The following is a 25,018-nucleotide window of genomic DNA, read 5'->3' as shown; positions in this document are numbered from 1 at the left end:
CCATCTGCCGGAGGACGTGGACAACAGCAACGACAACAACCTCATCAGCCTGGCCAATGGCAAGGTGCTGCTGAGTGCGACCGTGACGGTGGTGGATGGCGACAACGACACTGCGACCGGGACGGTGAGTGCGGACCTGGGTGGCAACATCAACTTTGAGGACGATGTGCCGACAGCCAAGGACAACAGCATCGTCATTACTGAGGCGGGCTTGCCGCCTTTCAACCTCGTCATGGTGATCGATACCTCGGGCAGCATGTTGTGGCAGATAGGTACGACGTCAAATGGCTCGCCAAACCGTCTGGAACTGGCCAAAGATGCCCTGAACCACATGATCGACTCGTATGTGGCGCTGGGGGTTCCATTGGTCATTACGGTCATTGATTTTGCCAGTGGTGCAGTCCTGATCCCGCAAACCAGTGATCCTGATGTGGCCAAGGCCAGCATTTCCGGTTTGCCGACGGATGGCGGTGGTACCAACTACAACGCCCCCCTGGTACTGGCGCAGAATCAACTGACAACGGATTTGGCAAACCCTGCATTGGCCGGGTATGAAACCAAGGTCTATTTCCTGTCGGATGGCGCGCCCAATGAAGGCAATGTCCCCGCTGGCTGGACCAGCTTTGTGAATAACAACAACGTTGAAGTTTACGCCGTTGGTCTGAACGTGAGCGGCAATGCCTCGGCGATCGCCCAGCTGGGACTGGTGGAAGACAACGGAGATGCGGTGACGCTGGTCAACAATATCTATGACCTGGATGCCACTTTGCAGGCGACTGTGCCGCCTCCTGCCACCGGCAATGTGATCACGGATGTGGATGCGACTGCCGGCGTGGACAGTGCAGGCGCCGATGCCCCCGCAACCGTGTTCCAGGTCAGCTTCACCGTCAGCAATCCGGCTGCGTATGTGGGGGTTGCCGACAGCATCAATGGCAATGTCGTGACCTTCCTGGTGCAAGGAGGAACAACGGGTCCCATGACTACGTCTCTGGGTGGCCAATTGGTGGTCAATGCCGACGGCTCCTACTCCTACACACCACCCAATGATGTAGCAGTGGATACGTTGGAGACCTTTACCTACACCATAGTGGATGCAGATGGTGACACCTCCAGTGCCTTGCTGAAGATACTGGTGCTGGATACCACTCCGATCACGGCCTCCGTATTCGAGGATGGCTTGCCCACCGGCCTGCCTGGCAACGACCCGTCTCTGACAACCGTGGGCGGCTCACTGGCCCATATGGTGATTGACAGCACTGGCGTCAGCTTCGGTGTTGGCAGCACAGCCGGCTTGCCGGCGTTGACCTCAGGTGGTGTGCCGATCACCTACAGCATCGTCCATGGTGTCGGGGTGGATACCCTGGTGGCCATGGCCGGCAGCAAACCGATCTTTACGCTGGCGGTGGAGGCGGATGGTGATTACACCTTCACCCTGCAGGGGCCGATAGATCATGCTCAGGCTGATGGCAATGATCTGGAACTGAAGGCGTTGAACCTCTCCAGTGCGATCACTGCCCATGAAGGACCGGACAATGTGACTCTGGTGCGGGATTTCATCGTGCAGGTTGAAGATGATGTGCCTCTTGTCATGACGCCCGCAATGGGAGTCATGCTGAACCAGTCCGGGCTTACTGAGACCTTCCTGCTGGATGGCGATGGCTCGTTGTTGAACAACTACGGGGCTGATGGTGGTTCGATCCGCTTTGACAGCAGTCTGAATGGCAGCAGTGGCCTGACCTCGGGTGGCTTGCCCATCACTTACGCCTTGTCGTCGGATGGTATCACCCTGACTGCTACAACGGCGGCCGGCACCGTGTTCATTGCCACCCTGCAACCTGCATCCGGGACCTATCAGATCCAGATGATTGGCGAAGTGGACGGTGGGCAAACCACCATCGACTTCAACGGGGGGGGTTACGACTTCGTTGGCGGCAATGCGTCCTGGGCCGGTTTTAACACGCTAGCCAATGACGACAGCAAGGATCTGCTGCTGACGGCGATGACCAATGGTGTGGATGGTGGTACCGTCAACACCTCTGCCAACACGGGGGGGATCAGTAGCGGTTCATCCGTCGGGTCGGGTGAGGCGATGCGGATAGACTTTGTCATCGATCTGACCGGCAACCCGGTCAGTGGTGGCTCCTACGGCGTCCTGGCGAACCAGACCCATGCCTTTGAGGCTCACTACGATGTAAATGGTGCCTCCGCCATGTTTACGGCGATCAATAGCAGCTCCAGTGTAAAACTGGTAGCCCGTCAGGATGTGGACAATGACAACGATATTGGCGATGGCAACAAGGAGTCGCTGACCGCCGTGGCAATCAGCTACAACGGTTCAACCAGGATTGTCAGTATCGGAGCCGGAATGTCCCAGGTTGTCTCGGTGGGAGGCCACAGCTTTACGGTCAACTTTACCGATGACGATCCGACCGCTGGTGTGGCCTATGTCGCGACAGTTGCCGGGGTGATCTCCAATACCAAACTGGCGGCGTATACCGCAGATGGTTACAACAGCCTGGAGTTCCACTATGCCGCTGGGAGCACCTTCAAGATTGGCGACTTCGGCTCCAGCGTGGCGACTCCGGGTGTTCCGGTCAACTTGCAGTTGCCGGTCACACTGACGGACGGCGATGGTGATGCCGTTCACAGTAATATCGGTCTGAGCCTGCTGCCGGATGCCCCCTTTACCGTGGACTACGACGACTCCGCCAGCGCGGTGAATGTGACCCTGACCAGTACGCAAGGGCACGCCATCGGGTCCGACTTTGGAGACAGCATCACGGGCAACAGCCTGGACAACATCCTGTCGGGTGGTGATGGTGATGATCTGCTGTACGGGATGGGAGGCAAAGACACTCTGGTTGGCGGGTCGGGCAATGATGTGCTGGATGGTGGCAGCGGCAACGATACCCTCTATGGGGAATCCGGCAATGACACCCTGATCGGCGGAATTGGCAACGACATATTGCAAGGAGGAGATGGCAACGATCTGTTGATCGGTGGTCTGGGCAGCGACACCATGACGGGGGGGGCTGGCAGTGATACCTTCAAGTGGATTGCTGGCGATGCGGATGGCAGTACCGACACCATTACCGACTTCACGCTGGGCAACCCGTCCAACGGGGGGGATGTGCTGGATCTGTCGGATCTGCTGGTCGGTGTTCCCTCGGGGTTCAACAACAATGATCTGGCCACGGTGCTCAACAACTATCTGCAGTTCGACACCACGACCAACAAGCTGACCATAGACACGAACGGATCGGCGAGTGGTGGCTCTCAATTGACCGTCCAGTTCCAGGGCAACCTGGATCTGGATCAAAACGGAGGGCTCACAACCAACCACGACATCATCAAGCAGCTGCTGGATGACGGCAACCTCAAGGTTGATCCGTAACCAGTGAACGGGGCCGGGCCATGCCTGGCCCCTGTTTTTTGACTGAGGGGGCGGCTAAGATAGCGGCAGTACAGGAGAGGGTCACCATGCAGTCATTTAATTGGATCGATATCGATGGCATTCGCTATAGCTGGGACGGGCAGGGCAGCATTACCTGTACCGGCCAGTTTGGCTATCACGCCACGATGGCGGGTGATCGGATTGATGCGCTGGATCTGGAGAGCGATGATGGCGAGGTGGCGGGTTCACTGAATGTGGACTTTGCTGCAGCAACCATTTCCTTCACGCCGGCCCAGGGTGAGCAGCCACCTCATATGATGGTGCTGGTTGGCCATGAGCAGGGGGAGCAGGAGTATACGCTGCAAAGTCTGAGCGATATCAGCCTGCAGGATCTGCTCGGTCATTCCGACAACATCGACTGCGCCCCTCTGACGGTGGATACCATAGCAGACCCGATCACCCCGCTTGCCGGACACGTTCTGTCGTGGGACTCCTTCCACTTTGATGATGATGTGCTGCTCAGCTCCCGCAGTGCCTCCCCCGTAACGGCTGGCCACCCGGAGGCGGCTGGCAGTGAGATCAGCATCAATATCGACATGACCAATCAGGTATTGGATCAGATCCCGCCGTTGCACGATATATGAATCCCATTCGGCGACGGGCATAATGACCTCACTCCAATAGATTGAGGTCTTTTTTTATGTGGCGTCCCCTTCTTACCCTGTCCGCTCTGGTGGTCAGTGCTCCCCTGTTTGCCATCGAAGTGCCGCAGGCTCCCCATCTGGTGGTGAGCGGCTATGCCGAGCAAAAAGCAGAGCCCGACATGCTGACCCTGAATGTCTCCGTGACAGCGCTGGAGAAACAGGGCATCAAGGCCAAACAGCAGGTGGATGGCAAGGTCGCCGCCTTCTTTGGTCAGCTCGAAGGGCTGGGCATCAAGCGCACTGACGTTGAGGCGGGCAATCTGGTGATCTCCCCGGAGTATCAGTATCCGCAGAACAAGAAGCCGGAACTTGTGGGTTATCGTGCCCAGCGCCAGCTGGCGGTCAAGCTCTATCAACTCGACAAGCTGAGCGAGCTGATGGATACCGCGCTCAAGGCCGGGCTGGAGTCCGTTTCCCAGATTGAGTACGGCCTCAAGGCTCCGCAAGCCATGAAAGAACAGGCTCGCCTCGGTGCGGTTGAGGATGCCAGAAGCAAGGCAGAGTCGCTGGCCAAGGCGTTTGGCATGAAGCTCGGCAAGGTTTACAGCGTCGAATATCGCAACAATACCCCCATGCCGATCTACAGCCGGGCCCTCAAGGCTGCAGCCATGTCGCCCGCCGCCGACATGATGGAAAACAGCTATCAACAGCAGCAGATCAGCATTACCGACAACGTGGAAGCCGTCTTCCTGCTGGAATAATCCAGCGGCTTTCGCCCCTTGTCGTCTCCAAGCCCGAGCCCAGTGTCTCGGGCTTGTTGCTTTCCGGGAGCTGCCCTCTTGCTGACAGACTTTGTCGGGCTGTGACGGCCCGCGCTTGAGGCTGACCCTGGCCTTGGGCCATCTGCATAGGTGAAGAGGGGGGGCCGATATGGATGTTGGTTCGCGGAGGGAGCGCCGGCTAGAAAAATGCCGGTCAGTGACCGGCATTGAAGAGGTGCGAGGAAAGGGGTTAGCCCAGGTTGGTCGCCACCCGTCTCAGGCGCTTTTGTTTGAATTGATAGCCGATGGCCAGCACGATGATCCAGACCGGGATGAGCAGTACCGAGATCTGGATGCCCGGGGTCAGGTACATGATGACCAGGATGCCAGCCATGAAGGCGAGGCAGAGATAATTGCCGAACGGGTACCAGAACGCCTTGAACTTGGGCTGAACGCCTTCTGCGACCTTGGCTTTGCGAAACTTCAGGTGCGCGAGACTTATCATGGCCCAGTTGATGACCAGGGCGGAGACCACCAGCGCCATCAGCAGTTCGAACGCCTTGCCCGGCATCAGGTAGTTGATGAGTACGCAGAGCAGGGTTGCCGCGGCGGAGACGGAGATGGCCACTACCGGCACACCGCTCTTGTTGGTCTTGAGCAGGCTGCGTGGGCCGTTGCCCTGCTTGGCCAGGCCAAACAGCATACGGCTGTTGCAGTAGACACAGCTGTTGTAAACCGACAGGGCCGCGGTCAGTACCACCATGTTGAGCACGGTGGCCACCAGATTGCTGTCCAGTGCGTGGAAGATCATGACGAAGGGACTGCCACCTTCTACCACCTTGCCCCAGGGGTAGAGGGACATCAGCACGGCCAGGGCGCCGATGTAGAAGATGAGGATCCGGTAGATCACCTGATTGGTGGCCTTGGGGATGCTCTTCTCGGGATTGTCGGCCTCGGCGGCCGTGATGCCGACCAGCTCGAGCCCGCCGAACGAGAACATGATCACCGCCATCGCCATCACCAGACCGCTGATGCCGTTGGGGAAGAAGCCGCCCTGAGCCCACAGGTTGCTGACGCTGGCGTCCGGGCCGCCGTTGCCGCTGGCCAGCAGGTAGCCGCCAAAGCCAATCATGCCGATGATGGCCACCACCTTGATGATGGCGAACCAGAACTCCATCTCGCCAAACGCCTTGACGTTGGAGAGGTTGATGGCGTTGATCAACACGAAGAAGAAGGCTGCCGACATCCAGGTCGGGATCTCGGGCCACCAGTACTGAACATAAATGCCCACCGCGGTCAGCTCGGCCATGCTCACCAGCACGTAGAGCACCCAGTAGTTCCAGCCGGAGGCAAAGCCGGCGAAGTCACCCCAGTATTTGTAGGCGAAGTGGCTGAAGGAGCCGGCTACCGGCTCTTCCACCACCATCTCGCCCAGCTGGCGCATGATCAGGAAGGCGATAAAACCACCGATGGCATAGCCAAGCAGCACGGAGGGGCCCGCCATCTTGATGGTCTGGGCAATGCCGAGAAACAGGCCGGTGCCGATGGCGCCGCCCAGTGCGATGAGCTGGATATGGCGGTTTTTCAAACCGCGTTTCAGCTCCTCGCCGTTTTGTTGAAGATCCATTCTTCCTTCCTTACGTCTTCTGAAGTCATTCGTCTGTCATCTCGTCAGTCGGGTCACTCCATGTGACCGTGCACGGCAAAGCGTGCCTGAAACGTGACGAAATCCGTATTTATTTCGTTACAGTGAGTCGCTTTCTGTTTTTTATGGCGACTACCAACGGAAGCAGAATAGTGATAATCCATCGCTGATGCACCTGTTTTCCTCATTATTCGCTGGTTTTTTCGGCGAAAGGCAGGTTTTTAAGGAATGGCGAAGCTGGCAGGGAAGTTTTTGGCTGTATTGTGAGCAATCGAATGCTGCTCGGTTGACTCTTCTGGTATTTCCTGTTTTATGAAACCTCCTGTGCAACAAGGATGCGCTTCATGCAACGTATTATTGGCAGTTTGCTGGCCGTCGCGCTGTGGCTGACCGTGTGGCTTTCGCCCCTGCTGCTGACCATGGCGGCGGGATGCCTGCTGGTGTGGGCCGTACAGGGTGATGACTATCTGGTGATGCACCTGCGGAGTGTCTTGTTGATCGCCGGTGCCATCGGCCTGCTGCCGGCCCTCTGGCTGACTGAACGGGTACGGCGGCGTCACGGTGTGCTCAACTTCTACGCCATGCTGATGAACAACAGAGAGCTGAACCGCCCGGGCTCCCAATCCCGTTGAGGTTCAGTCCACAAGCGCCGGATACAGATGTATCCGGCGCTTTTTTATGGTCGTTTGCCGTATCGCCAGCTTGCCGGCGCGCGGTTCTTTTCAATAGAGCTGACGGCGCAGGCCGGTGGCCTCGAGGATCTTGGCGCTGATTTCCTCCACCGAGTGGGAGCTGGTGTCGAGGAAGCGGATCGCCTCCTGGCGAAACAGCCGCTCGACGCAGGCCAGCTCCTGTTCGCACTGTTCCAGCGAGGAGTAGCGGCTGTTGGCGCGGCGCTGGTTGCGGATCTCGTGCAGCCGCTGGGGGGCGATGGTGAGGCCGAACAGCTTGTGACGATTGGCCTTGAGGGCGGCCGGCAGATCCAGAACCCCCATGTCCTGCTCGATGAAGGGGTAGTTGGCGGCGCGAATGCCGAACTGCAGCGCCAGATAGAGGCTGGTCGGCGTTTTGCCGCAGCGGGAGACCCCGATCAGGATGATGTCGGCCTCCTCATACTCCTTGGTGGTGATGCCATCGTCGTTGGCCAGCGCGAAGTTGACCGCCTCGATACGGTCGTCATAGAGCTTGCGGTTCTCCATGCCGTGGGTGCGGTGCAGCCTGGGCTCGGCCTTCACCCCGAGCTCGTGCTCCAGCGGGCTGACGAAGGTGTTGAGAAAGTCGTGGCTGCTGGCCTGGGCCTTGAGCACCTCCTCGCGCACCTGATGATCGACGATGGTGTGGAACAGAATGGGGCGAACCCCGGTCTGGCGGAACTGCTCGTCGATGCGCATCCGTACCTGGCGCGCCTTCTCCAGGGTTTCGACAAAGGGGATGGTGATCTGCTCGAAGGCCAGCGGAAACTGGCTCAACACGGCGTGGCCGAACACTTCGGCTGTGATGGCAGTGCCGTCTGAAACATAGAATACGGTGTGCACTGGGGGCTCCTGTGAGGGGGTCGGCGAGCTGGCTGGCAAGAAGTATCTCTCGAAACCATATCGTTTTTGTCAACCGGTCTGCCGTGCCCAAGTTGTGAAGTGGCTTGCAAACCTGAGTCGTTACCTTTTTGTGTTGGCATTGTAGAATGTCTGTGTCATTCGACCATCCCCAAATCTTGCTCGGGGATTTTTTTGACAATAAGTAGAAAACGTTTTCATGGTCGTTGGCAACAGTAGAAACAGACAATAACGCACATAAACTGGCGCACAAGGTGCCATGGCGGCACAGTGCCCACCAACCTGGAGACATGCAAGTGCAACAGTACGTACTCTGGTACGAGCAACTCGGAATGCAGGACGTAGAACGAGTTGGCGGCAAGAATGCATCCCTTGGCGAGATGATCAGCAACCTCTCTGGTGCCGGAGTTTCCGTGCCGGGCGGGTTTGCCACCACCGCCTTTGCGTTTAACGAGTTTCTGGAGTCAAGCGGCCTCAACGGCAAGATCCACGATCTGCTCGACAGCCTGGATGTGGATGACATCGCCGCCCTCAACCGGGCTGGCCAGCAGATCCGTGACTGGGTGATCGAAGCCCCGTTCCAGAGCGAGCTGGAGCAGGCGATCCGGGTTGCCTACGACAAGCTCAGCGGCGGGCTTGACGCTTCCTTTGCGGTGCGCTCCTCCGCCACTGCGGAGGACATGCCGGATGCCTCCTTTGCCGGCCAGCAGGAGACCTTCCTCAACGTGCGCGGCATCGACGCCGTCATGGTGGCCGTCAAGCATGTGTTTGCTTCACTGTTCAACGATCGCGCCATCTCCTATCGGGTGCATCAGGGCTATGACCACAAGGGTGTCGCCCTGTCGGCCGGGATCCAGCGCATGGTGCGCTCGGATCTCGCCGCCTCCGGCGTCATGTTCACCCTGGATACCGAGTCGGGCTTCAACGATGTGGTGTTCATCACCGGCGCCCAGGGCCTTGGCGAGATGGTGGTGCAGGGTGCGGTCAACCCTGACGAGTTCTACGTGCACAAACCGACCCTCAAGGCAGGACGCCCGGCGGTGGTGCGCAAGACCCTCGGCTCCAAGCTCATCAAGATGACCTATTCCGGCGATGCCAGCCACGGCCGTCAGGTGCAGATCGTCGATACCGATGAGGCCGAGCGCAGCCGCTTCTGCATCACGGATGCCGAGGTGATGGAGCTGGCCAAGCAGGCGCTCATCATCGAGCAGCACTACGGCCGCCCGATGGACATCGAGTGGGCCAAGGACGGGCAGGATGGCAAGCTCTACATCGTGCAGGCGCGTCCGGAAACCGTGCGCAGCCGCCAGGAGGCCAACACCCTCGAGCGTTTTGCTCTCAAGCAAGCGGGCAAGGTGCTGATCGAGGGGCGCGCCATCGGCCACAAGATCGGGGCGGGCCCGGCGCGGGTCATCTCCTCCATCAGCCAGATGGACGAAGTGCAGCCCGGCGACGTGCTGGTCACCGACATGACCGACCCGGACTGGGAGCCCATCATGAAGCGGGCCTCCGCCATCGTCACCAACCGGGGCGGGCGTACCTGTCACGCCGCCATCATCGCCCGCGAACTGGGCATTCCGGCGGTGGTGGGTTGTGGTGATGCCACCAAGTGCATCGAACCGGGCCAGCTCATTACCGTCTCCTGTGCGGAAGGGGATACCGGCTTCATCTACGACGGCGAGCTCGACTTCGACGTGGCGGTGACCGAGGTGGGCAACATGCCGCGCCTGCCCATCAAGATCATGATGAACGTCGGCAACCCGGACAGAGCCTTCGACTTCGCCCAGCTGCCGAATGCCGGTGTCGGTCTGGCTCGCCTGGAGTTCATCATCAACCGGATGATCGGGGTGCACCCCAAGGCGCTGCTGGAGTTTGACAGCCAAAGCCCCGAACTCAAGACCACCATCGGCAAGATGATCGCTGGCTACGAGAGCCCGCGCGAGTTCTACGTCGCCAAGCTGACCGAGGGCATCGCCACCCTGGCCGCCGCCTTCTGGCCGGAGCGGGTGATCGTGCGGATGTCGGACTTCAAGTCCAACGAGTACGCCAACCTGGTGGGCGGTCGTGACTACGAGCCTCACGAAGAGAACCCGATGATCGGTTTTCGCGGTGCGTCGCGCTACATCGCCGACAGCTTCCGCCCCTGTTTTGCCCTCGAATGCGAGGCGATCAAGCGGGTGCGCGATGTGATGGGGCTGACCAACGTCGAGGTGATGATCCCCTTCGTGCGCACCGTGGGCGAGGCGGAGCAGGTGATCGACATCCTAGGTGAGAACGGTCTGCGCCGTGGCGAGCGGGGGCTCAAGGTGATCATGATGTGCGAGATCCCGAGCAACGCCCTGCTGGCAGACAAGTTCCTCGAGCACGTGGACGGCTTCTCCATCGGCTCCAACGACATGACCCAGCTGACGCTTGGACTGGATAGGGACTCGGGGCTTATCGCCCACCTGTTCGACGAGCGTAACGAAGCGGTCAAGGCGCTGCTGGCGATGGCCATTGCCGCCGCCCGCAAGGCGGGCAAGTATGTGGGGATCTGCGGCCAGGGGCCGTCCGATCACCCGGACTTCGCCGCCTGGCTGGTCGAGCAGGGCATCGACTCTGTGTCGCTCAACCCGGATACCGTGGTCGACACCTGGCTCTATCTGGCCGAGCAGCACAAGGCGAGTTGACGCAGGCTGCACTGCCCCCATCAAAATGGCGCCCACGGGCGCCATTTTTCATGACCGAACCTGACGCAGCTGGTCCGATATGACGGCTAGATGTGCCCAAAATGGCGCGCTGGCGCGTGCTTTTACACTCCGTTACATCTGCTCGCTTTGCAACCGCCCCATAATGGTCCCGCCAGCCCGCCGCACGGGGTGGCAGGCCTGCCGCCAGTGGCGGGCCGGGGGATCACGAGCAGTTTCCTGTCAGCACGGAGGCCAGGACGGCAGATGTCACAGAGCGTATCAAACCAGGTGATCAGACGAATGCTGGGAGCCTGCCAGCAGCAGGGGGGCGATCCCGATGCCATTCTGATGGCGGGCGGCCTCACGTCGTTCGACATCGAGCGGGAACAGGGCCGGCTGCCGGCCCACAACCACTACCGGATGCTGCAACTGATGCAGCCCTATCTGGCCAGTTTTCACGAAACCATCCTCTCCTACGACATCGGCCAGCTCTACCAGCACTACCCGCCCCTCATCAGCCTGTGCCTGAACCAGCCCTCGCCGCGGGCGGCGCTCGAGGTGCTGCTGGCCTATCGCCCCATCATCGGCAGTTGTGACGAGCTGCGGGTGCGGCGGGGGGCGCAGGCCAGCCAATACTTGTATGTCAATCAGGGGCCCGCCAGCCTGGGGGCGAGTCAGGCCATCCCCAACTTCATCATCCTCTACCGGATTTTGCGGGTCTATCTGGCGGATCCCCGGGTCTCGGTGGGCTTCACGGGGCGGCCGCCACCGCGCCATCAGCTGCTGGATCAGTTCTTCGCCACCCGCTGCCGCTGGGAGCAGGGGGAAAACACCCTGACCATCGACAACGCCCAACTCGACTGCCCCAGCCACTGCTACAACGAGCCGCTGGGTCGTCTGCAACTGGCTCAGCTGGCACAGATATGTGCCGACATCGCCGAGCGGGCCCCCTTTGCCTGTCTGGTGGGGGAGCGGATCCGCCACAAGATCCGGGAAGGGGAGCTGGAGAGCGACGAGAGCCTGCTCAAGGAGGTGTGCGCGGCCATGAACGTCAGCCGCTGGACCCTCAATCGCAAATTGCAGGGGGAGGGGAGCAGCTTCTCGACCCTGCTGAGGGAAGCGAGGGTGAGCGAAGCCTGCCGCTTGCTGGGTGAGGGGGATCAACCGCTGCAGAACATCAGCGATCGGGTCGGCTTCTCGTCCCAGAGCGCCTTCAACCGTTTCTTCAAGGCCAACACCCGCATGACGCCGCTGGCCTATCGCAACGCCCGCCAATAAGAACGGGACCGGCGCAAGGCCGATCCCGTGGTCGGGTCATTGTCGAGCAACTGTCAGGCAAGGCCGGGCTGAGTGCCCGGCCGTGCCTGCCTCTGTTAGCGGGTGATGGTGGTGACGCTGGCGGGATCCACCCCGGCCGGCAGTGCCAGCGCCCCCGGCGTGGTGTTGCTCACCACTATCTCCTTGCTCACCGTGAAGCTGACCGGCGTGCTGGCGGAGACATCCGACGAGGGGCTGATGTAGGCGCTGTAGCGACCCGGCTCCACGATCCACTGGTTGCTGGCCTCATCGAAGCTGGCAAGGATGCTGGCCGGAATGGTGAAGCTCAGCTGTTCGCTGGCCCCCGGTGCCAGCTGCGCCGTCTTGGCAAAGGCCTTGAGCTCGATGAGCGGTTTCTTCAGCTTGACCTCGGGGGCGCTCACATAGACCTGGGCCGCCTCCTTGCCTGCCACGGCGCCGGTGTTGGTGATGGTGGCGGTCAGCACCAGGCTGCCGGCACTGTCGCCCTCCAGGGTATTGCTGGCGATGGCGGGGCTGGTGTAGCTGAAGCTGGTGTAGGAGAGACCGAAGCCGAACGGGTAGGAGACCGCCTGCTCGAAGGTGCTGTAGTAGCGATAGCCCACGTAGACCCCCTCGTTGTAGTAGAGATCGTCCGGTTCGCCGTCCCCGTCGGTGTCCTCGCCCGGGAAGGTGCCGGCGGAGGGAACGCTGGCGTAGCTGTGCGGGAAGCTCTGGGCCAGCTTGCCGCTCGGGTTGACCGCGCCGGAGAGCACGTCCGCCACCGCGTGGCCGGTCTCCTGGCCAGCCATGTAGGCCAGCAGGATGCCATCCACCTTGTCGCGCCACTGGGCGGTGTCAATGACGCCGTTGACGTTGAGCACCACCACTACCTTTTTGCCCTGGGCGTGGAAGGCGCTGCTTACCGCATCGATGAGGGCGCGCTCGTCATCACCGAGCAGATAGTCCCCCTTGCCGCTGCTGCGATCCGCCCCTTCCCCGGCCTGGCGGCCGATGCTGATGACGGCGGCTTGCTGGGTGGCGGCCGCATTGGCGATCAGGGCCGCCAGATCGCCGCTGATCGGTGCCTCGGCGCAGGTGTAGTAGCCTTTGGCGCCAAATTGCCCCTCGTGATAGACCTTGTTGTTCTCGTAAAAATCACGGTAATAGCTTTGCAACGCTTCGTTGACCGGGAAGCGTGCCGCCAGTCCCTGCGCGATGGTGGTGGTGCTGGCGGCGTTCACATCCCCGCTGCCGGTGCCGCCCTTGTAGGTGTTGATCTGATTGATGCCAAAACTGGCCAGGGTGCTGCTTGCCGAAAGCGGCAGGGCCGCGGCCTCGTTGCGCAGCAGCACCATGCTCTCGGCGCCGGCCTGACGGGCCAGTTTGGCGTGGGCGGTCAGATCCGGGCTGTTGCTGATGGCCAGCTGGTTGTAGGAGGGGCTCTTCATCACCTGGGTCAGGATGTGGATGGCGGCCTCGTTCACCTTGGCCTCGTCGAGATCGCCGTGCTCGATGGATTGCTGCAACTGCTCCTTGACGTTGCCCGGCTCGATCAAATCCTGTCCCGCCAGCACCTGCTTGTAGGCGTTGTTGGCCACATCGCCAGCAAACCAGTCGGACATCACCAGGCCGTCGAACTTCCATTCGCCGCGCAGCAGGTCGGTCACCGCATCCTTGCGTTCGTTGACATAGGTGCCGTTGACCTTGTTGTAGGAGGTCATCACCGCCCAGGGCTGGGCCTCGTCCACCGCTATCTGGAAGCCGCGCAGATAGATCTCGCGGAAGGTTCTCGGTTCGCCGATGTCGTTGATCTGGTTGCGGTTGGTCTCTGAGTTGTTGCCGAAGTAGTGCTTGATGGTGGTGCCCACCCCGTTGCTCTCCACCCCGTTGACCATGGCAGCGCCGATTTTGCCGGTGAGCAGAGGGTCTTCCGAGTAGTACTCGAAGTTGCGGCCATTGAGCGGGTTGCGCTGGATGTTCATGCCCGGGGCCAGCAGGATGTCGACCCCGTACTGGCGCACCTCGTCCCCTATGGCTTCGCCGACGGCCTTGACCAGCTTGACGTCCCAGCTGGAGGCGAGCAGCGAGCCGATGGGCCAGGCGGTGGCGTAGTAGCTGGCGCTGTCACCGTCGCGGTTGGCGTTGATCCGCACCCCGGCCGGCCCGTCGGCCAGTTTAAGGGCCGGAATGTCGATGCCGTCTGCGCTGCGCAGCACGCCGTTGATGTAACCCGCCACGCCGGGCACGTCCTGCTTGACGTTGATGGCGCCGTTGGCACTGCCGTAACCGGGGCCGGAGAGCAGGTCCAGCTTCTCGCTCAGGGTCAGCCTGGCCACCATGGCCTCGGCCTGGCCGCGGTAATAGGCATCGTCCTTGATCAGGGGATCCGAATCATTCTGGTTGCAACCGACCAGCAGGCCGGCCAGCGCCAGGCTGACGCCCAGTGAAACCGCTTTCAATTTTGTGGTGATAGGCATAAGACGTCCTCGTAACTGTCTGAATAAAAATAAAAAGGAGATATCGACACCGGGCGCAAGGCATCCGCCCGGGCTGGGCCGCTCTGCTGGCGGCTGCCATTGGATATCGCAAGGAAGGCCGAACGGGCCCGTGGGCCGGCGTTTGGCTGCAGGCAGGTTAACAAGCCGGGCGATGGCCGCCTTGCCCCGGGGGAGCGAGAAATGTGCCGGCGGGAGCATGGGGGCCGAGTTGTGAGCAAGGTCGCATCGAAAGGCGGTGTCAAACCAAGGGTGGAGGGTGGCAAGAGGGGAGAAGGGCAGGGGATATGCGGAAAAAACGGGTGGCCTGATGGCCAATGACGCTGGCCGCGGGCAACACGCGAGGGGGCCGGTGGCCCCCTCGAAGATAAGTCAAAGCGTCCGGGCGCTGGCCCGGAGCGGCTCACTTGGGCCGTTTGAGGGCCCCGGCGAGTTCAATCTGCACCTTGACCCCCTCCTGCTTGAGCGCCGTGGCGACGGCGTTCAGATCGGTGCCCGGCTTGGCTTCCAGCAGGGCGATGCCGCCGCTGCTCTGCTTGAAGCGCAGGCCGTGCCGGCTGGCCAGCGCGCTGGCCTGGTTGTCATCGGCTTCCACCAGCAGGGTGCCGCTGGCGGTGAGCTCAGGGCTGGCCACCCCTTGCAGCAGCACGTCGCCGCTGCGCAGGGTTTGCCGGGGCGCCTTGCCGTCTGCGCTGCGGGCGACTCGCTGCTTGCTGCCGTTGTCCGGGGTGAGGTAGGTCTGACCGTTCACCTCTATGGTGCGGTACAGCTTGCCGTCGATCACCACCGATTCATCGGCGGCGTGCACGCCGGCCGAAGCCAGGAGGCCGGCCAGGGCCAGGCCGAGTAAGCTGTGTTTCATCTTGTGACTCCTTGTGATCATGAGCGGGCGGCATCGTGGCCGATCACCCGCAGGGACCAGTTGAGCAGTTGACCCGGTTGGCTGTTGTTGCGCTCGGTCAGGGTGCTGCGGCGGTTGGTGTTGAGGTCAACCAGGGTCAGCTGGCGGCTGCTGTTGGAGACGTCGGTCACCTCCAGTCGCCACTCGCCCTGGGCCGCTTCGCCATAGAATTTGTGGGAGAGCATGCGCATGTCGCGCAGCCCCTTGGTGCGCACATAACCCAGCTGCTGCCGGTCGAGGGATTGCCCCACCAGGCTGTTGTTGGGGTTGAGCAGCACGCTGCGGGTACCGGACGGGGAGACCAGCTCGATCAGCAGGTCGGGCAGGCGCTGATGATCCAGGCTCACCGTGACCTGGACCGCTTCCACGGTCAAGGCCTGCGCCACCTGGGTGCTGGAGCGGGTGGCACTGCTGCCCACATCCGCGATGCTCCCTTCACTGCGCGGCACAGTCACCTTCTGAGCCGGCAACTGCACCAGCGGCGGCAGCGGGGTGTGGCTGGCGGCGGCGGTCAGGGTCTTGTTCACGTCGATGAGACCAAAGCCATAGGTGGGGCTGTACCAGAGGCCGGCGGCGTTGCGCTCCCACCCTTCCAGGCCGGTGACCTGGCGGGGTTGACCGTTGGCGGCGGTATAGCTGACCCGGACCGGCTGCTGGCCGGCATCGATGCGGGTGGCGTTGCGGGCCAGCAGATCGCGCAGATCCCGCACCGACAGATCCGGGTAGGCGGACATCAACAGCGCCATGGCGCCCGAGGTGTTGGGGGTGGCCGACGAGGTGCCGTTCATCACGCCGTTGTAGTCGCAGGTGGCATCCAGCTGCGGGTTGTTGTGCAGCCGGTTGGTGCTGGGATCGTCGGTACGGTTGTAGCCCATGTCGCAGCCGGGCAGATCCGTGGTCACCATGGCCGGCGCATCGGTACCGTACTCCCCGCCGGGGGCGCTCAGGAAGACGTTGCTGCCGACGCTGGAGTAGGAGGAGCGCACTCCATCGGCGTTGATGGCGCTCACCACCAGGTTCCAGAAGTTGCTGTTGGAGGGGTCTATGTTGCTGTTCTCGAACGGCAGCTTGGGCAGGACGCCGGTGCGGCTGAACATGTAGTCACCCGCGGCGATGCGGTTGAAGCCGTTGCCTGCCGCCTTGATGTAGGCCGCGCCCTGTGCCTGCTGGGTCTGCTGCTCGAACAGGCGATCGAGCTGAACCTGATCCAGCCCGCTGGCGCTTTGCGGATCCACCAGGCTCATGCCGTAGCTCTGGTTGAAGACCCGGTTGTCGGCGGTGGCGGGGCTGCCGCCCAGCGCATAGAGCCAGTCTTTCTGCAGCTGCTTGCTGCGCTCATCCAGCAGGTTGAACCCCTGCAGCTGGACGCGAGGGGCCACCCCCAGGGTGCCGATGCGGTTGTCGACCGCCCCGATCAGGCCAGAGACCGAGGTGCCGTGGGCACTGTCCGGATCGGTCGGGGTGGGGTCGCTACTGCCGGTCACCACGTTCTTCGAGCCGGGGCGCACATTGTCGGCCAGGTCCGGGTGGGCGATGGCCAGGCCGTCATCCACCACGGCCACGTTGATGCCCTGGCCCTGCACGCCGGTACGGTGTGCCCACCAGAGGTTGAGGTCGTTGCCTGCCACGCCGCCGCGGGGGCTGAAGGCATTCTGGCCGCTGTTGAGCAGGTGCCACTGCTGATCCTGCAGCGGGTTGATGCCGGGCAGGCAGCGCTCGGCGCTGCTGCGGCCGGTATCGAGGCCGACTTCCTTGCCGGTCAATGGGGTGCAACTCTCACTCGCCTGAACTGAAGCGATGGGCAGGGCCGAGAGCAGGGCCGAGATTGCCAACGCTAACGATGTTTTTCTCATTAATAAACTCCATCTTATATCGCACCGTCCTGGGTGCGACTGGCATCTATACATGGGAAAAACAGAGTCAAAAAGCACTCATTTTCATTCTGAGATAAGGCTCAAAGAAATCTCACAACAAATAATCGACAGACCATGTGGGGGTTCCTGTGAATCCTTTTCTGTGCTGTATTGAGAACTTTTCTCAGCTTGCTGCTATTGATATTTGTCTTTTTATATCAATCGATTAGTAACCGTTTGTTAACGTTTGACGGGCCGTTACCGGTGTGAGAAAGGCGGGGCGGAGCTGCGCAGGATGGGGGGAATCTTCGCGCTGGCGGGAGCGCCGCTGCGATGAAAACAGGGGGCACTGCAGGCAAGCCACCCGGCGCCAATGGCGCCGGGTGGCTTGCCTGCAGGGGAGGCTATTTGATCAGCGGCAGCAATATGATACGAAACGCCGGATGGCTGGCAGGAGGGCTATTTGATTAACGCCAGAATGGATCGAAATGCCGGATGGCGGCAATCGCCCAGCAGCTCGTAGAGGCACATCTCCACCGAGGTGAGTTCGGCCCCGTGTGCCGCCAGCTTGTGGATGGCGAGATCCCGGTTGGCGGCGCTGCGCGATGACACCGCATCCACCACCAGCGACACCTGGCTGCCCGCGTCCAGCAATCCCAACACCGTCTGGTAGACGCAGATATGGGCCTCGATGCCGCACACCAGCCAGTGGCTGACGCCCTGGCGGGCGAGGGCGTCGGCCAGTACCGGTTCCCCCAGGGCGCCAAAGCTGTGCTTGGGCAGCACAAGATCGCCTGCCTGCATCAGCTGCAGCTCGGGCACGGTAGCCCCGAGCTTGTCCGGGTTCTGCTCCAGCCAGACAACCGGCAGGCCCAATAGACGGGCCCCCGCCACCAGTCTGGCGGTGTTGGCGATGAGGGCATCGCTCCCCTCGACCAGACGGGCCAGTTTGCCTTGAATATCGACGACCAGCAGGCCGATGTTCGTGGTGGTCAGCATGGATACTCTCCCGGATCAGAGTGAGACAGTGGCGCCGAGTGGGCGGGCGAGGGATGCGCGCGACTGGTTCCACAGATAGACGAGGGTCAGCGCGATGACGGTACCGATCGGAAAGGCGAACAACTGCAGGGCGACGAAGCACCAGAAGACCACCTTGAAGGCCGTCACCTGTTCGGTGAGCCCGCGATAAGCGACATAGTTGAAGGCGAGCACAAACAGGGCGATGGCGGTTGCCAGGCCAAGGCTGAGACTCTGCGACGGCGCCATGTCAGCCGGGTGGAGCGGACTGACCGTGACGACGGCCCAGGCAACGAAGGCGATCATGGCCAGGGAGAACAGAGTGGCAAGGATAAAGATGGCCTTGGCGAGCAGATGTTGTTTGGGGGTCATGAATACTCCTTGAATAGGGGGGGGGGCGTGCTCCCTGCTGGTGAGTGAGCGAACCCTCCATGTCGTTCGCGACTGACAAGGTGACGTATAAAATATGAGTCACGGCACTGTGTCGATAAGGCATAAACCTACCGGCAGGGCCGGAGCAGGTCAAAAATAAAGTAATTCAAATTGTAAATGTTGTGGTAGCTATGCTGTGTCACCCTAGTGGTTAGCTGTATATCGATTGGATGATATTACCACTTGTCTGAAGGATATCTAAAAGTCTGTTGTATAATCGATATTATTTTGTTCGGTACTTTAATTGAAAGAAGCTCCCATCAACTAAGAAATGTAAATAGGTGATGGAAGCCGTTGAACTATAAGGTGCTATCATAAAAATAAACGCAGGTTGCTGGATATTTATTTGCCGACTAGCTTAGCATCCATCAATATAGGTTCCTCACTAGAACTTGGAGATAGAAGAATAGATCTTACCCTGTGCAGCTCTTTTCTGACTGGCATTACAATGGTTCCATCTCCTTTTGCCATTATTGTTAAGAATTGATGTTGTTGTAATAGTTTAACTATGTCAGGAACAAGTTGTCTATCATTTAATTCTAGACCTCTAGATAAAGCAGACTCAGCCCTTCCCCCTAAACTCTGTATAAATAGCTTTCGCATTATTGAAAGTAAAACTTTCTCTCCTTTTGTTAGAGCTGTACTTAATATAGATGCTTGAGTACTAGATGAAGTAGTAAATACTTCTACTTCTGTATCATTGATAAAATTATTTTTCGGTAGGTCTTCTTTATTAGACCGGCCGACTAACTTAATAATGGCGCAACCATTAAATATTGGGAGTGAGCGAGTTGTGCATTCAGGGCCAATCTCAATCTCAGACAAGAAACAATCTTTAAGAATAAGGTTGTTGAGATTGACTTCTTGTTGTTCAAAACATAAGCTAACCCCATCAAAAATACCTTCTTCAACATTGAATTTTTGTTGAAGCTCATAGGGCATCATACAAAAGATAGATGCAATATCAGTTTTAAGTGCATTCATATTTGAAGTTTTATTTAAAATTAAAATTACTTGTTCAAATACGCTGCTGGTATTTATATGCTCATTTTTTAATTTTCGACATATTTTTGTTATTGCATCATTACCGGCACAAATACTGGCTAAGTTGATGGCTGTTTTCCACTGTTCGTCTTGCATGGTATCGTAGGGGTTGACAATGAAGTCATAAATGTCTCTAGCTCTACATATTCCAGATAGTTCTATGTCTACGAATATTCTAGAGTCCTCTTCATTTCTATACACACCTAGGCCTGGTAATCTTTGTAGTAGCATGTTGGCCTGATCATCAGGTTCAGTCTCACAGATATGTATAAATGCGTCCCTTATCTGCTGTTGTGTAATAGGACCTAGTCCATCAGGTGTGGAGCGAGCGATAGTTGCTAGTCTCTCTAATATTTTTCTTAAAGTTGCACCATCTAGATTTGGGCTTATATTTGACTCTCTATCATAGATTCTGTCCAGTAGAAAATCCCAACCATCAATATGGTCTAGATCATCACTTACCTCTGGGAGTGAGTCTAAAAGACCTCTGGATACTATATACCCCACGAGTAAAGGGCGTGTCGGCATCCAATTTGGGATTTTGAATGAAGAACCACCATTGAAACTTTTTAAGTATTTTTTTATCTGTCTTTCATTGAATTCATTAAGGTTCAAGGTAATGGTGTCTTTTCTTAAACTAAGAGCGCTATTCCGTTCATCATTGTTATTGAAAAAGTGCTCTCGTCCTGCGATTATAACTCCGACAGAATATGGAGTTTGTTCAATTAACTTTCTTATCGCTTCTAAAGACCTGCGCCTTGCTTCACGCATTTTATTCTTAGATGTTGTTATCCCTAAAGATGTTATCTCATCAAAACCATCTAATATTGGTATTACAAAGCCAGCTCTCCAAGCGTTAACAAGAGTATGAGCCTTCTCGAATCCAATCCTCCTGGCATGTCTTTCTAGAACTTCAGTGGGATCATCTTGCCCTGAATGCTCTCTGAGATTGATGTAAATTGGGAATAAGGGGGTGCCTCCAGTTTTATACTTTTTACTTAGATAAAAAAATATTTGCCTAAGTGTCATGCTTTTCCCCGCGCCATAGTCTCCTAAAAGGGAAAAACTTTGTCCGCTGGCTAATCCTTCGGCAATATCATTTATTTCATAGCTGCTTTCATTTTTAATGTCTATCAAATCTAGAGGGATGTATTCAATACTAGTTTTTATGTTTCCAGTGTGAGGGTCTTTAACACTACCAAAAAATGTTGCTCTCGAGATTGCAAGTATTGTGAAACATCAATAATTGCTTGCTGAAATTGCATGAAGGATAGAGTTTTTACTTGCTGTTTACCATATTTTCTAACTTCCTCTCTTTGTTCGGCAGTTGGTTCATCTTTTGTTATTAACCAGCCTATTGCACCTTTCATTGAGCCAGCTTTATGTTGTTGTGACATAAGGTCAAATATTTTTTTAGTGTCTTCCCTTGCCTTATCTGCTCGTCTTGAAACTGTTGCTTCTATATAGTGAATGACATCATCAGTCTCAAAAACACCATCACGCTCTCTTCCTTGTATTAAAGCCGCCCCTGAATATTTTGCCTCAGGCCATCTTGCTCTAGCAATTCTGCGGACTTCATTTTCAAAATTTATATTATCATCATATCCCATTGTTATATACCTCTCTTCATAAAATCATGCATTATTCATATTGAATGGCCTATCATTAATAAGAAACATAGCCATTTAATATTCCATTTTTATAACGCTTGCTTAATCTAATTATTTTAAATGAATCATGAATAATCCAATTGTTAATGATTCCAGCTGACCTTGAATGACACTTATATAGCGCACTATTTTCGGCAGGATGAACCTGACAATGTACGTCTTGCACCTTGGCCAAAAACGGTACCGATTGACCACAATAAGTCACTTGAGGCTGGCTTGGGGAGGGGGTCAAGCAATAACTGTGTGGTTTATCAAAGATTTCTTGTCCTGGGGACCTGACAGGGCTGAGAGCCGGGCTTCACTGCCATCCGGTAAAGCTTGCCCGGTTTTGTTGCTTGGCGAAGAGAAACGGCTCTGTTATGGTGTGCTTGATTAGCCGTTTAGATGGCTAGATGGTTGTGGTGATTCAAGCACGACTCTGCCATCGAGCCAGCCGTTGAGATCTTTACAGGGAGTTTTTATGCAGCGTCGTTCCTTCTTTGCTCTTTCCGCCTTGGCCCTGCTGGCCGGAACCCTGCCATTGGCCACGCTGGCCGCCGATCCGGCCAAACAGGCGATCGTCATCGGCACCACGGTGGGGGATTTTGCCGACATGGTGACCGACTCCATCAAGCCGCAGCTCGAAGCCAAGGGCTATCAGGTCAAACTGGTGGAGTTCACCGACTATGTGACCCCCAATATCGCGCTGGCCGACGGCTCGCTCGATGTGAACTGCTTCCAGCACAAGCCCTATCTGGAGAGCTTTGCCAAGGATCGGGGGCTGTCGCTCGCCCCCATTACCCAGGTACCGACCGGCCCCATGGGGCTCTATGCCGGCAAGCTGGGAGATCTGAAGGCGGTGCAGGAGGGGAGCACGGTGGCCATACCGAACGACCCCACCAATCAGGCGCGGGCGCTGCTGATGCTGCAGGATCTGGGCTGGCTGACCCTCAAGGAGGGGATCAACCCGCTCAAGGCGAGCGAGTTCGACGTGGTGCAAAACCCGCACAACCTCAAGCTGGTGCTGCTGGAGGCGGCCCAGCTGCCCCGCTCGCGCGAAGACGTGGACTTCTCGGTCATCAACGGCAATTTTGCCGCCTCAAGCGGCATTCCTTTCAGTTCCGGGTTGTTCCTTGAGCGCAGCTACGACTTCATCAACTGGGTGGTGGTAAAAAGTGCCGATGCGGACAAGCCCTTCGCCAAAGATGTGGCAGAGGCCTACAACTCGGCCGCCTTCAAGGCCTATGCCGCCAAGCGCTTCGTCGGCTACAAGTACCCGCAAGGCTGGCAGGGCGCGAGCGCCAGCAACTGAGCCACCACGGCAGAGAGCAGAGAACAAAAACGGGCACCCGCAGGTGCCCGTTTTTTTGTCGTGCGCATTGTTAGTAACGGCGCAGCCACCAGCGCACCGCGAACAGCGAGGTGAGGCTGCCGAGCAGGGCACTCGCCAGCACATCCAGTGGCCAGTGCATGCCGATCAGCATGCGCGACAGGCCGACACCGATGGCCCACAGCGGCAGCAACCAGGCGCCGGCGGGGGCGCGCGCCAGCCAGATCAGGCCGAAGAACTGGGCCAGGCTCATGGCGGCGATGCTGTGGCCGGAGGGGAAGGCGTAGTTCACCTCCGCCTGCCAGTGGCTGGCGAGCCACTCGGGCAGCGCCAGCAGCTGGCTGGCGGCATGGACCTGCTCGCTGCGCACCTCCACCTTGCCGGCGTAGAACTGCTGGATGGCGGGGATCAGGTTCTGGCTCTCCAGCCAGAGCAGGTAGGGGCGGGGCTCCTCGGTCAGGTGCTTGATCAGGCTCTTGATGAGCCAGTCGCCGGCCAGCACGGCAAACAGGGCGGCGCCGAGGGCCAGCAGTGCCGGCAGGCTGAGCGTCAGCTTGTGTCGGGTCAGCAGCAGCAGGGCCAGGATGCTGACGGCGATGCCGGGCACATCTACCATGCGGGTGAGGGCGTAGGGCCACCAGAGCCAGTCCGAGTGCAGGGCCTGGCTCATGAACGGTTGCCAGGGCAGGCAGACCAGCAGGAGCAGCGGCAGGATCAGGGCGGCACTGAAACAAAGCACCTGGCGGCGCGGCAGGGAAGAGGCGTGAGTCGGCATAACGGGGCTCGGCAAGGTGCCCATTCATGGGCAGCAAAAAAAGAGGCGTCATTGTGCCAGCCCAACCCGGTCGGTCAAGTCGCGCCCCGCTCCCTGTAACACGGGGTTACAAATGAGTGTGGTGATGGTCTGATTGTTGACCGGGGCCCGCTGATGACGGGGGCGGTCAGCAGATATAGCCCGGGCAGGGCGCTTCATCGGGCGCAGATGAGGCAATAGCGCACCCACCCCGGCAGAAAGTCGCGGCGACGGCCGCGTATGGGTGAATAAGCATCTGAAACTTCGGTCTGTTTGGGCTAGAATGGCGCGCTTGTGGCCGCTAGCGAAGTGAGAGAGCCCGATGAAGATCGTCGTTGATGAAAATATGCCCCACGCCCGTGAGTTGTTTGCCGAGTTTGGCGAGGTCATCCCGCTGCCCGGCAGGCAGATGCAGGCGGCGGATCTGCAAGAGGCCGACGTGCTGCTGGTGCGCTCCGTCACCCGGGTGGACGCCGCCCTCTTGGCCAGCTGTCCTCGACTGAGCTTCGTCGGCACCGCCACCATAGGCACCGATCACGTGGACAAGGCGCTGCTGGCCGAGCGGGGCATTCCCTTCTTCAGTGCCCCCGGCTGCAACAAGTATTCGGTCGGCGACTATGTGCTCTCCGCCCTGCTGGTGCTGGCCGAGCGCCATGAGCTCAACTTGAACGAGATGAGCCTCGCGGTCATCGGCGCCGGCAATACCGGCGAGTGCGTGGCAGGCAAGGCCGAGGCCCTCGGCATGCGGGTGCTGCGCTGCGATCCGCCCCGTGCCCGCGCCGCAGGGGCAGACGAGGCTGTGCAGTTTGTCGATTACCAGCAGGCCCTTGAGGCCGACATCGTCAGCTTCCACGTTCCCATTACCCGTCAGGGGCCGGATGCCACCTTCCATCTGCTGGATGCAGCGCAGATTGCCGCCCGCCCGGCTGGGCAGATCCTCATCAACGCCTCCCGCGGCGAGGTGTGGGACAACCAGGCCTTGCTGGCGCGCCAGCAGAGCCAGGCGCCGCTGCGACTGGTGATGGACGTGTGGGAAGGGGAGCCGGAGCCGCTGCAGGCCCTGGTGCCCCACACTGAGCTCGCGACACCGCACATTGCAGGTTACAGCCTGGAGGGCAAGGCCCGTGGCACCTGGATGCTCTATGAGGCGCTCTGCCGCCAGCTGGGGCGCACGCCGCGCCAGGATCTGCAGAGCCTGCTGCCCATCCCCGAGGTGCGCGAGGTGACGCCGGGCCAGCCGGCGGATCAGGCATTGATCAAGCAACTGGTCCACCTTGTTTATGACGTGCGCCGTGATGACGCCCGTTTTCGCAACCGGCTCGGTGTGGCGGGCAGCTTCGATGAGCAGCGCAAAGATTATCCGGAGCGGCGCGAGCTCTCGGCCCTGCAGCTGAAGGGGCCGTTTGCCAGCGATGCCCTGGCCCGGCTCGGGTTTGTCTGCCAGCTCGGCTGAGCGCTCGACATACTTGAAGGGGGGGGAGCCTTGTCCCGCCCATACCCGGTCTGGCTGACGCCAGACCCGCTATCAGGCAGGTCCGCCTGCCAGCGGTGATGCCAGCG

Annotated in this window: 18 protein-coding genes; 8 read left to right on the top strand and 10 right to left on the bottom strand. The window is 59.0% G+C overall.

Annotation, left to right across the window (positions count from 1 at the left end):
* Positions 1-16 precede the first annotated feature (16 nt).
* The 3 genes from ACB031_RS04585 (at position 17) to ACB031_RS04575 (ending at position 4,799) form a co-directional block, all read left to right on the top strand.
* Positions 17-3,394, top strand: coding sequence for a type I secretion C-terminal target domain-containing protein (locus ACB031_RS04585; RefSeq protein ID WP_371139109.1), 3,378 nt, complete (start codon positions 17-19; stop codon positions 3,392-3,394).
* An 86-nt stretch (positions 3,395-3,480) separates the two neighbouring features.
* Positions 3,481-4,038: a hypothetical protein gene (locus ACB031_RS04580; protein ID WP_371139108.1), complete on the top strand. Its 558-nt coding sequence runs from the start codon at positions 3,481-3,483 to the stop codon at positions 4,036-4,038.
* A gap of 56 nt (positions 4,039-4,094) precedes the next feature.
* Positions 4,095-4,799, top strand: a complete 705-nt coding sequence (locus tag ACB031_RS04575) for an SIMPL domain-containing protein (protein WP_024943450.1) — start codon at positions 4,095-4,097, stop codon at positions 4,797-4,799.
* Between the two features lie 250 nt (positions 4,800-5,049).
* Here ACB031_RS04575 and ACB031_RS04570 read toward each other — a convergent pair whose 3' ends face one another.
* On the bottom strand, positions 5,050-6,426 hold the full coding sequence (locus ACB031_RS04570; RefSeq protein WP_371139107.1) for an amino acid permease: 1,377 nt from the start codon (positions 6,424-6,426) through the stop codon (positions 5,050-5,052).
* Positions 6,427-6,788: 362 nt separating this feature from the next.
* Between ACB031_RS04570 and ACB031_RS04565 the strand changes: the two genes are divergently transcribed.
* A complete protein-coding gene (locus ACB031_RS04565) occupies positions 6,789-7,076 on the top strand; it encodes a hypothetical protein (protein WP_054544562.1) in 288 nt (95 codons plus the stop codon).
* 90 nt (positions 7,077-7,166) lie between these two features.
* Here the strand turns inward: ACB031_RS04565 and ACB031_RS04560 are convergent, their stop codons facing one another.
* Positions 7,167-7,979, bottom strand: coding sequence for a pyruvate, water dikinase regulatory protein (locus ACB031_RS04560; RefSeq protein ID WP_005302533.1), 813 nt, complete (start codon positions 7,977-7,979; stop codon positions 7,167-7,169).
* 308 nt (positions 7,980-8,287) lie between these two features.
* Here ACB031_RS04560 and ppsA point away from each other — a divergent pair, with 308 nt between their 5' ends.
* Both ppsA and ACB031_RS04550 read left to right on the top strand, forming a co-directional pair.
* A complete protein-coding gene (ppsA, locus tag ACB031_RS04555) occupies positions 8,288-10,666 on the top strand; it encodes a phosphoenolpyruvate synthase (protein ID WP_371139106.1) in 2,379 nt (792 codons plus the stop codon).
* 300 nt (positions 10,667-10,966) lie between these two features.
* Positions 10,967-11,944, top strand: a complete 978-nt coding sequence (locus ACB031_RS04550) for a helix-turn-helix domain-containing protein (protein ID WP_371139123.1) — start codon at positions 10,967-10,969, stop codon at positions 11,942-11,944.
* 95 nt (positions 11,945-12,039) lie between these two features.
* On the opposite strand, the gene ACB031_RS04545 is transcribed toward ACB031_RS04550, so the two are convergent.
* The 7 genes from ACB031_RS04545 to ACB031_RS04515 form a co-directional block, all read right to left on the bottom strand.
* Positions 12,040-14,421: a glycoside hydrolase family 3 protein gene (locus ACB031_RS04545; RefSeq protein WP_244366959.1), complete on the bottom strand. Its 2,382-nt coding sequence runs from the start codon at positions 14,419-14,421 to the stop codon at positions 12,040-12,042.
* 421 nt (positions 14,422-14,842) lie between these two features.
* On the bottom strand, positions 14,843-15,301 hold the full coding sequence (locus ACB031_RS04540; protein WP_043169885.1) for a hypothetical protein: 459 nt from the start codon (positions 15,299-15,301) through the stop codon (positions 14,843-14,845).
* 17 nt (positions 15,302-15,318) lie between these two features.
* Positions 15,319-17,193 carry a S8 family serine peptidase gene (locus tag ACB031_RS04535; RefSeq protein ID WP_371139105.1) on the bottom strand — a complete coding sequence of 625 codons (1,875 nt, stop codon included), beginning with the start codon at positions 17,191-17,193 and terminating at the stop codon, positions 15,319-15,321.
* 459 nt (positions 17,194-17,652) lie between these two features.
* On the bottom strand, positions 17,653-18,192 hold the full coding sequence (locus ACB031_RS04530) for an isochorismatase family protein (RefSeq protein ID WP_371139104.1): 540 nt from the start codon (positions 18,190-18,192) through the stop codon (positions 17,653-17,655).
* Positions 18,193-18,207: 15 nt separating this feature from the next.
* Complete coding sequence (locus ACB031_RS04525; protein WP_139432395.1) at positions 18,208-18,582, bottom strand: hypothetical protein; 375 nt, start codon at positions 18,580-18,582, stop codon at positions 18,208-18,210.
* A 402-nt stretch (positions 18,583-18,984) separates the two neighbouring features.
* Entirely contained in the window at positions 18,985-20,823 is a 1,839-nt protein-coding gene (locus tag ACB031_RS04520) for an NACHT domain-containing NTPase (RefSeq protein ID WP_371139103.1), read from the bottom strand.
* Between the two features lie 29 nt (positions 20,824-20,852).
* Entirely contained in the window at positions 20,853-21,296 is a 444-nt protein-coding gene (locus tag ACB031_RS04515) for a hypothetical protein (RefSeq protein WP_371139102.1), read from the bottom strand.
* Between the two features lie 520 nt (positions 21,297-21,816).
* Here ACB031_RS04515 and ACB031_RS04510 point away from each other — a divergent pair.
* A complete protein-coding gene (locus ACB031_RS04510) occupies positions 21,817-22,647 on the top strand; it encodes a MetQ/NlpA family ABC transporter substrate-binding protein (protein WP_201881158.1) in 831 nt (276 codons plus the stop codon).
* A 70-nt stretch (positions 22,648-22,717) separates the two neighbouring features.
* Here the strand turns inward: ACB031_RS04510 and ACB031_RS04505 are convergent, their stop codons facing one another.
* On the bottom strand, positions 22,718-23,440 hold the full coding sequence (locus ACB031_RS04505; RefSeq protein WP_371139101.1) for a phosphatase PAP2 family protein: 723 nt from the start codon (positions 23,438-23,440) through the stop codon (positions 22,718-22,720).
* A 340-nt stretch (positions 23,441-23,780) separates the two neighbouring features.
* On the opposite strand from ACB031_RS04505, the gene ACB031_RS04500 reads away from it, so the two are divergent.
* Positions 23,781-24,911 (top strand): 4-phosphoerythronate dehydrogenase, encoded by a 1,131-nt coding sequence (locus tag ACB031_RS04500; RefSeq protein WP_371139100.1) that lies wholly within the window; start codon positions 23,781-23,783, stop codon positions 24,909-24,911.
* Positions 24,912-25,018 lie beyond the last annotated feature (107 nt).

The sequence above is a fragment of the Aeromonas sp. S8(2024) genome (assembly GCF_041403085.1).
GTDB lineage: Bacteria > Pseudomonadota > Gammaproteobacteria > Enterobacterales > Aeromonadaceae > Aeromonas > Aeromonas dhakensis.
Note: the sequence above shows the minus strand (reverse complement) of the source record. Positions and strands in the feature narration are given on the sequence as shown.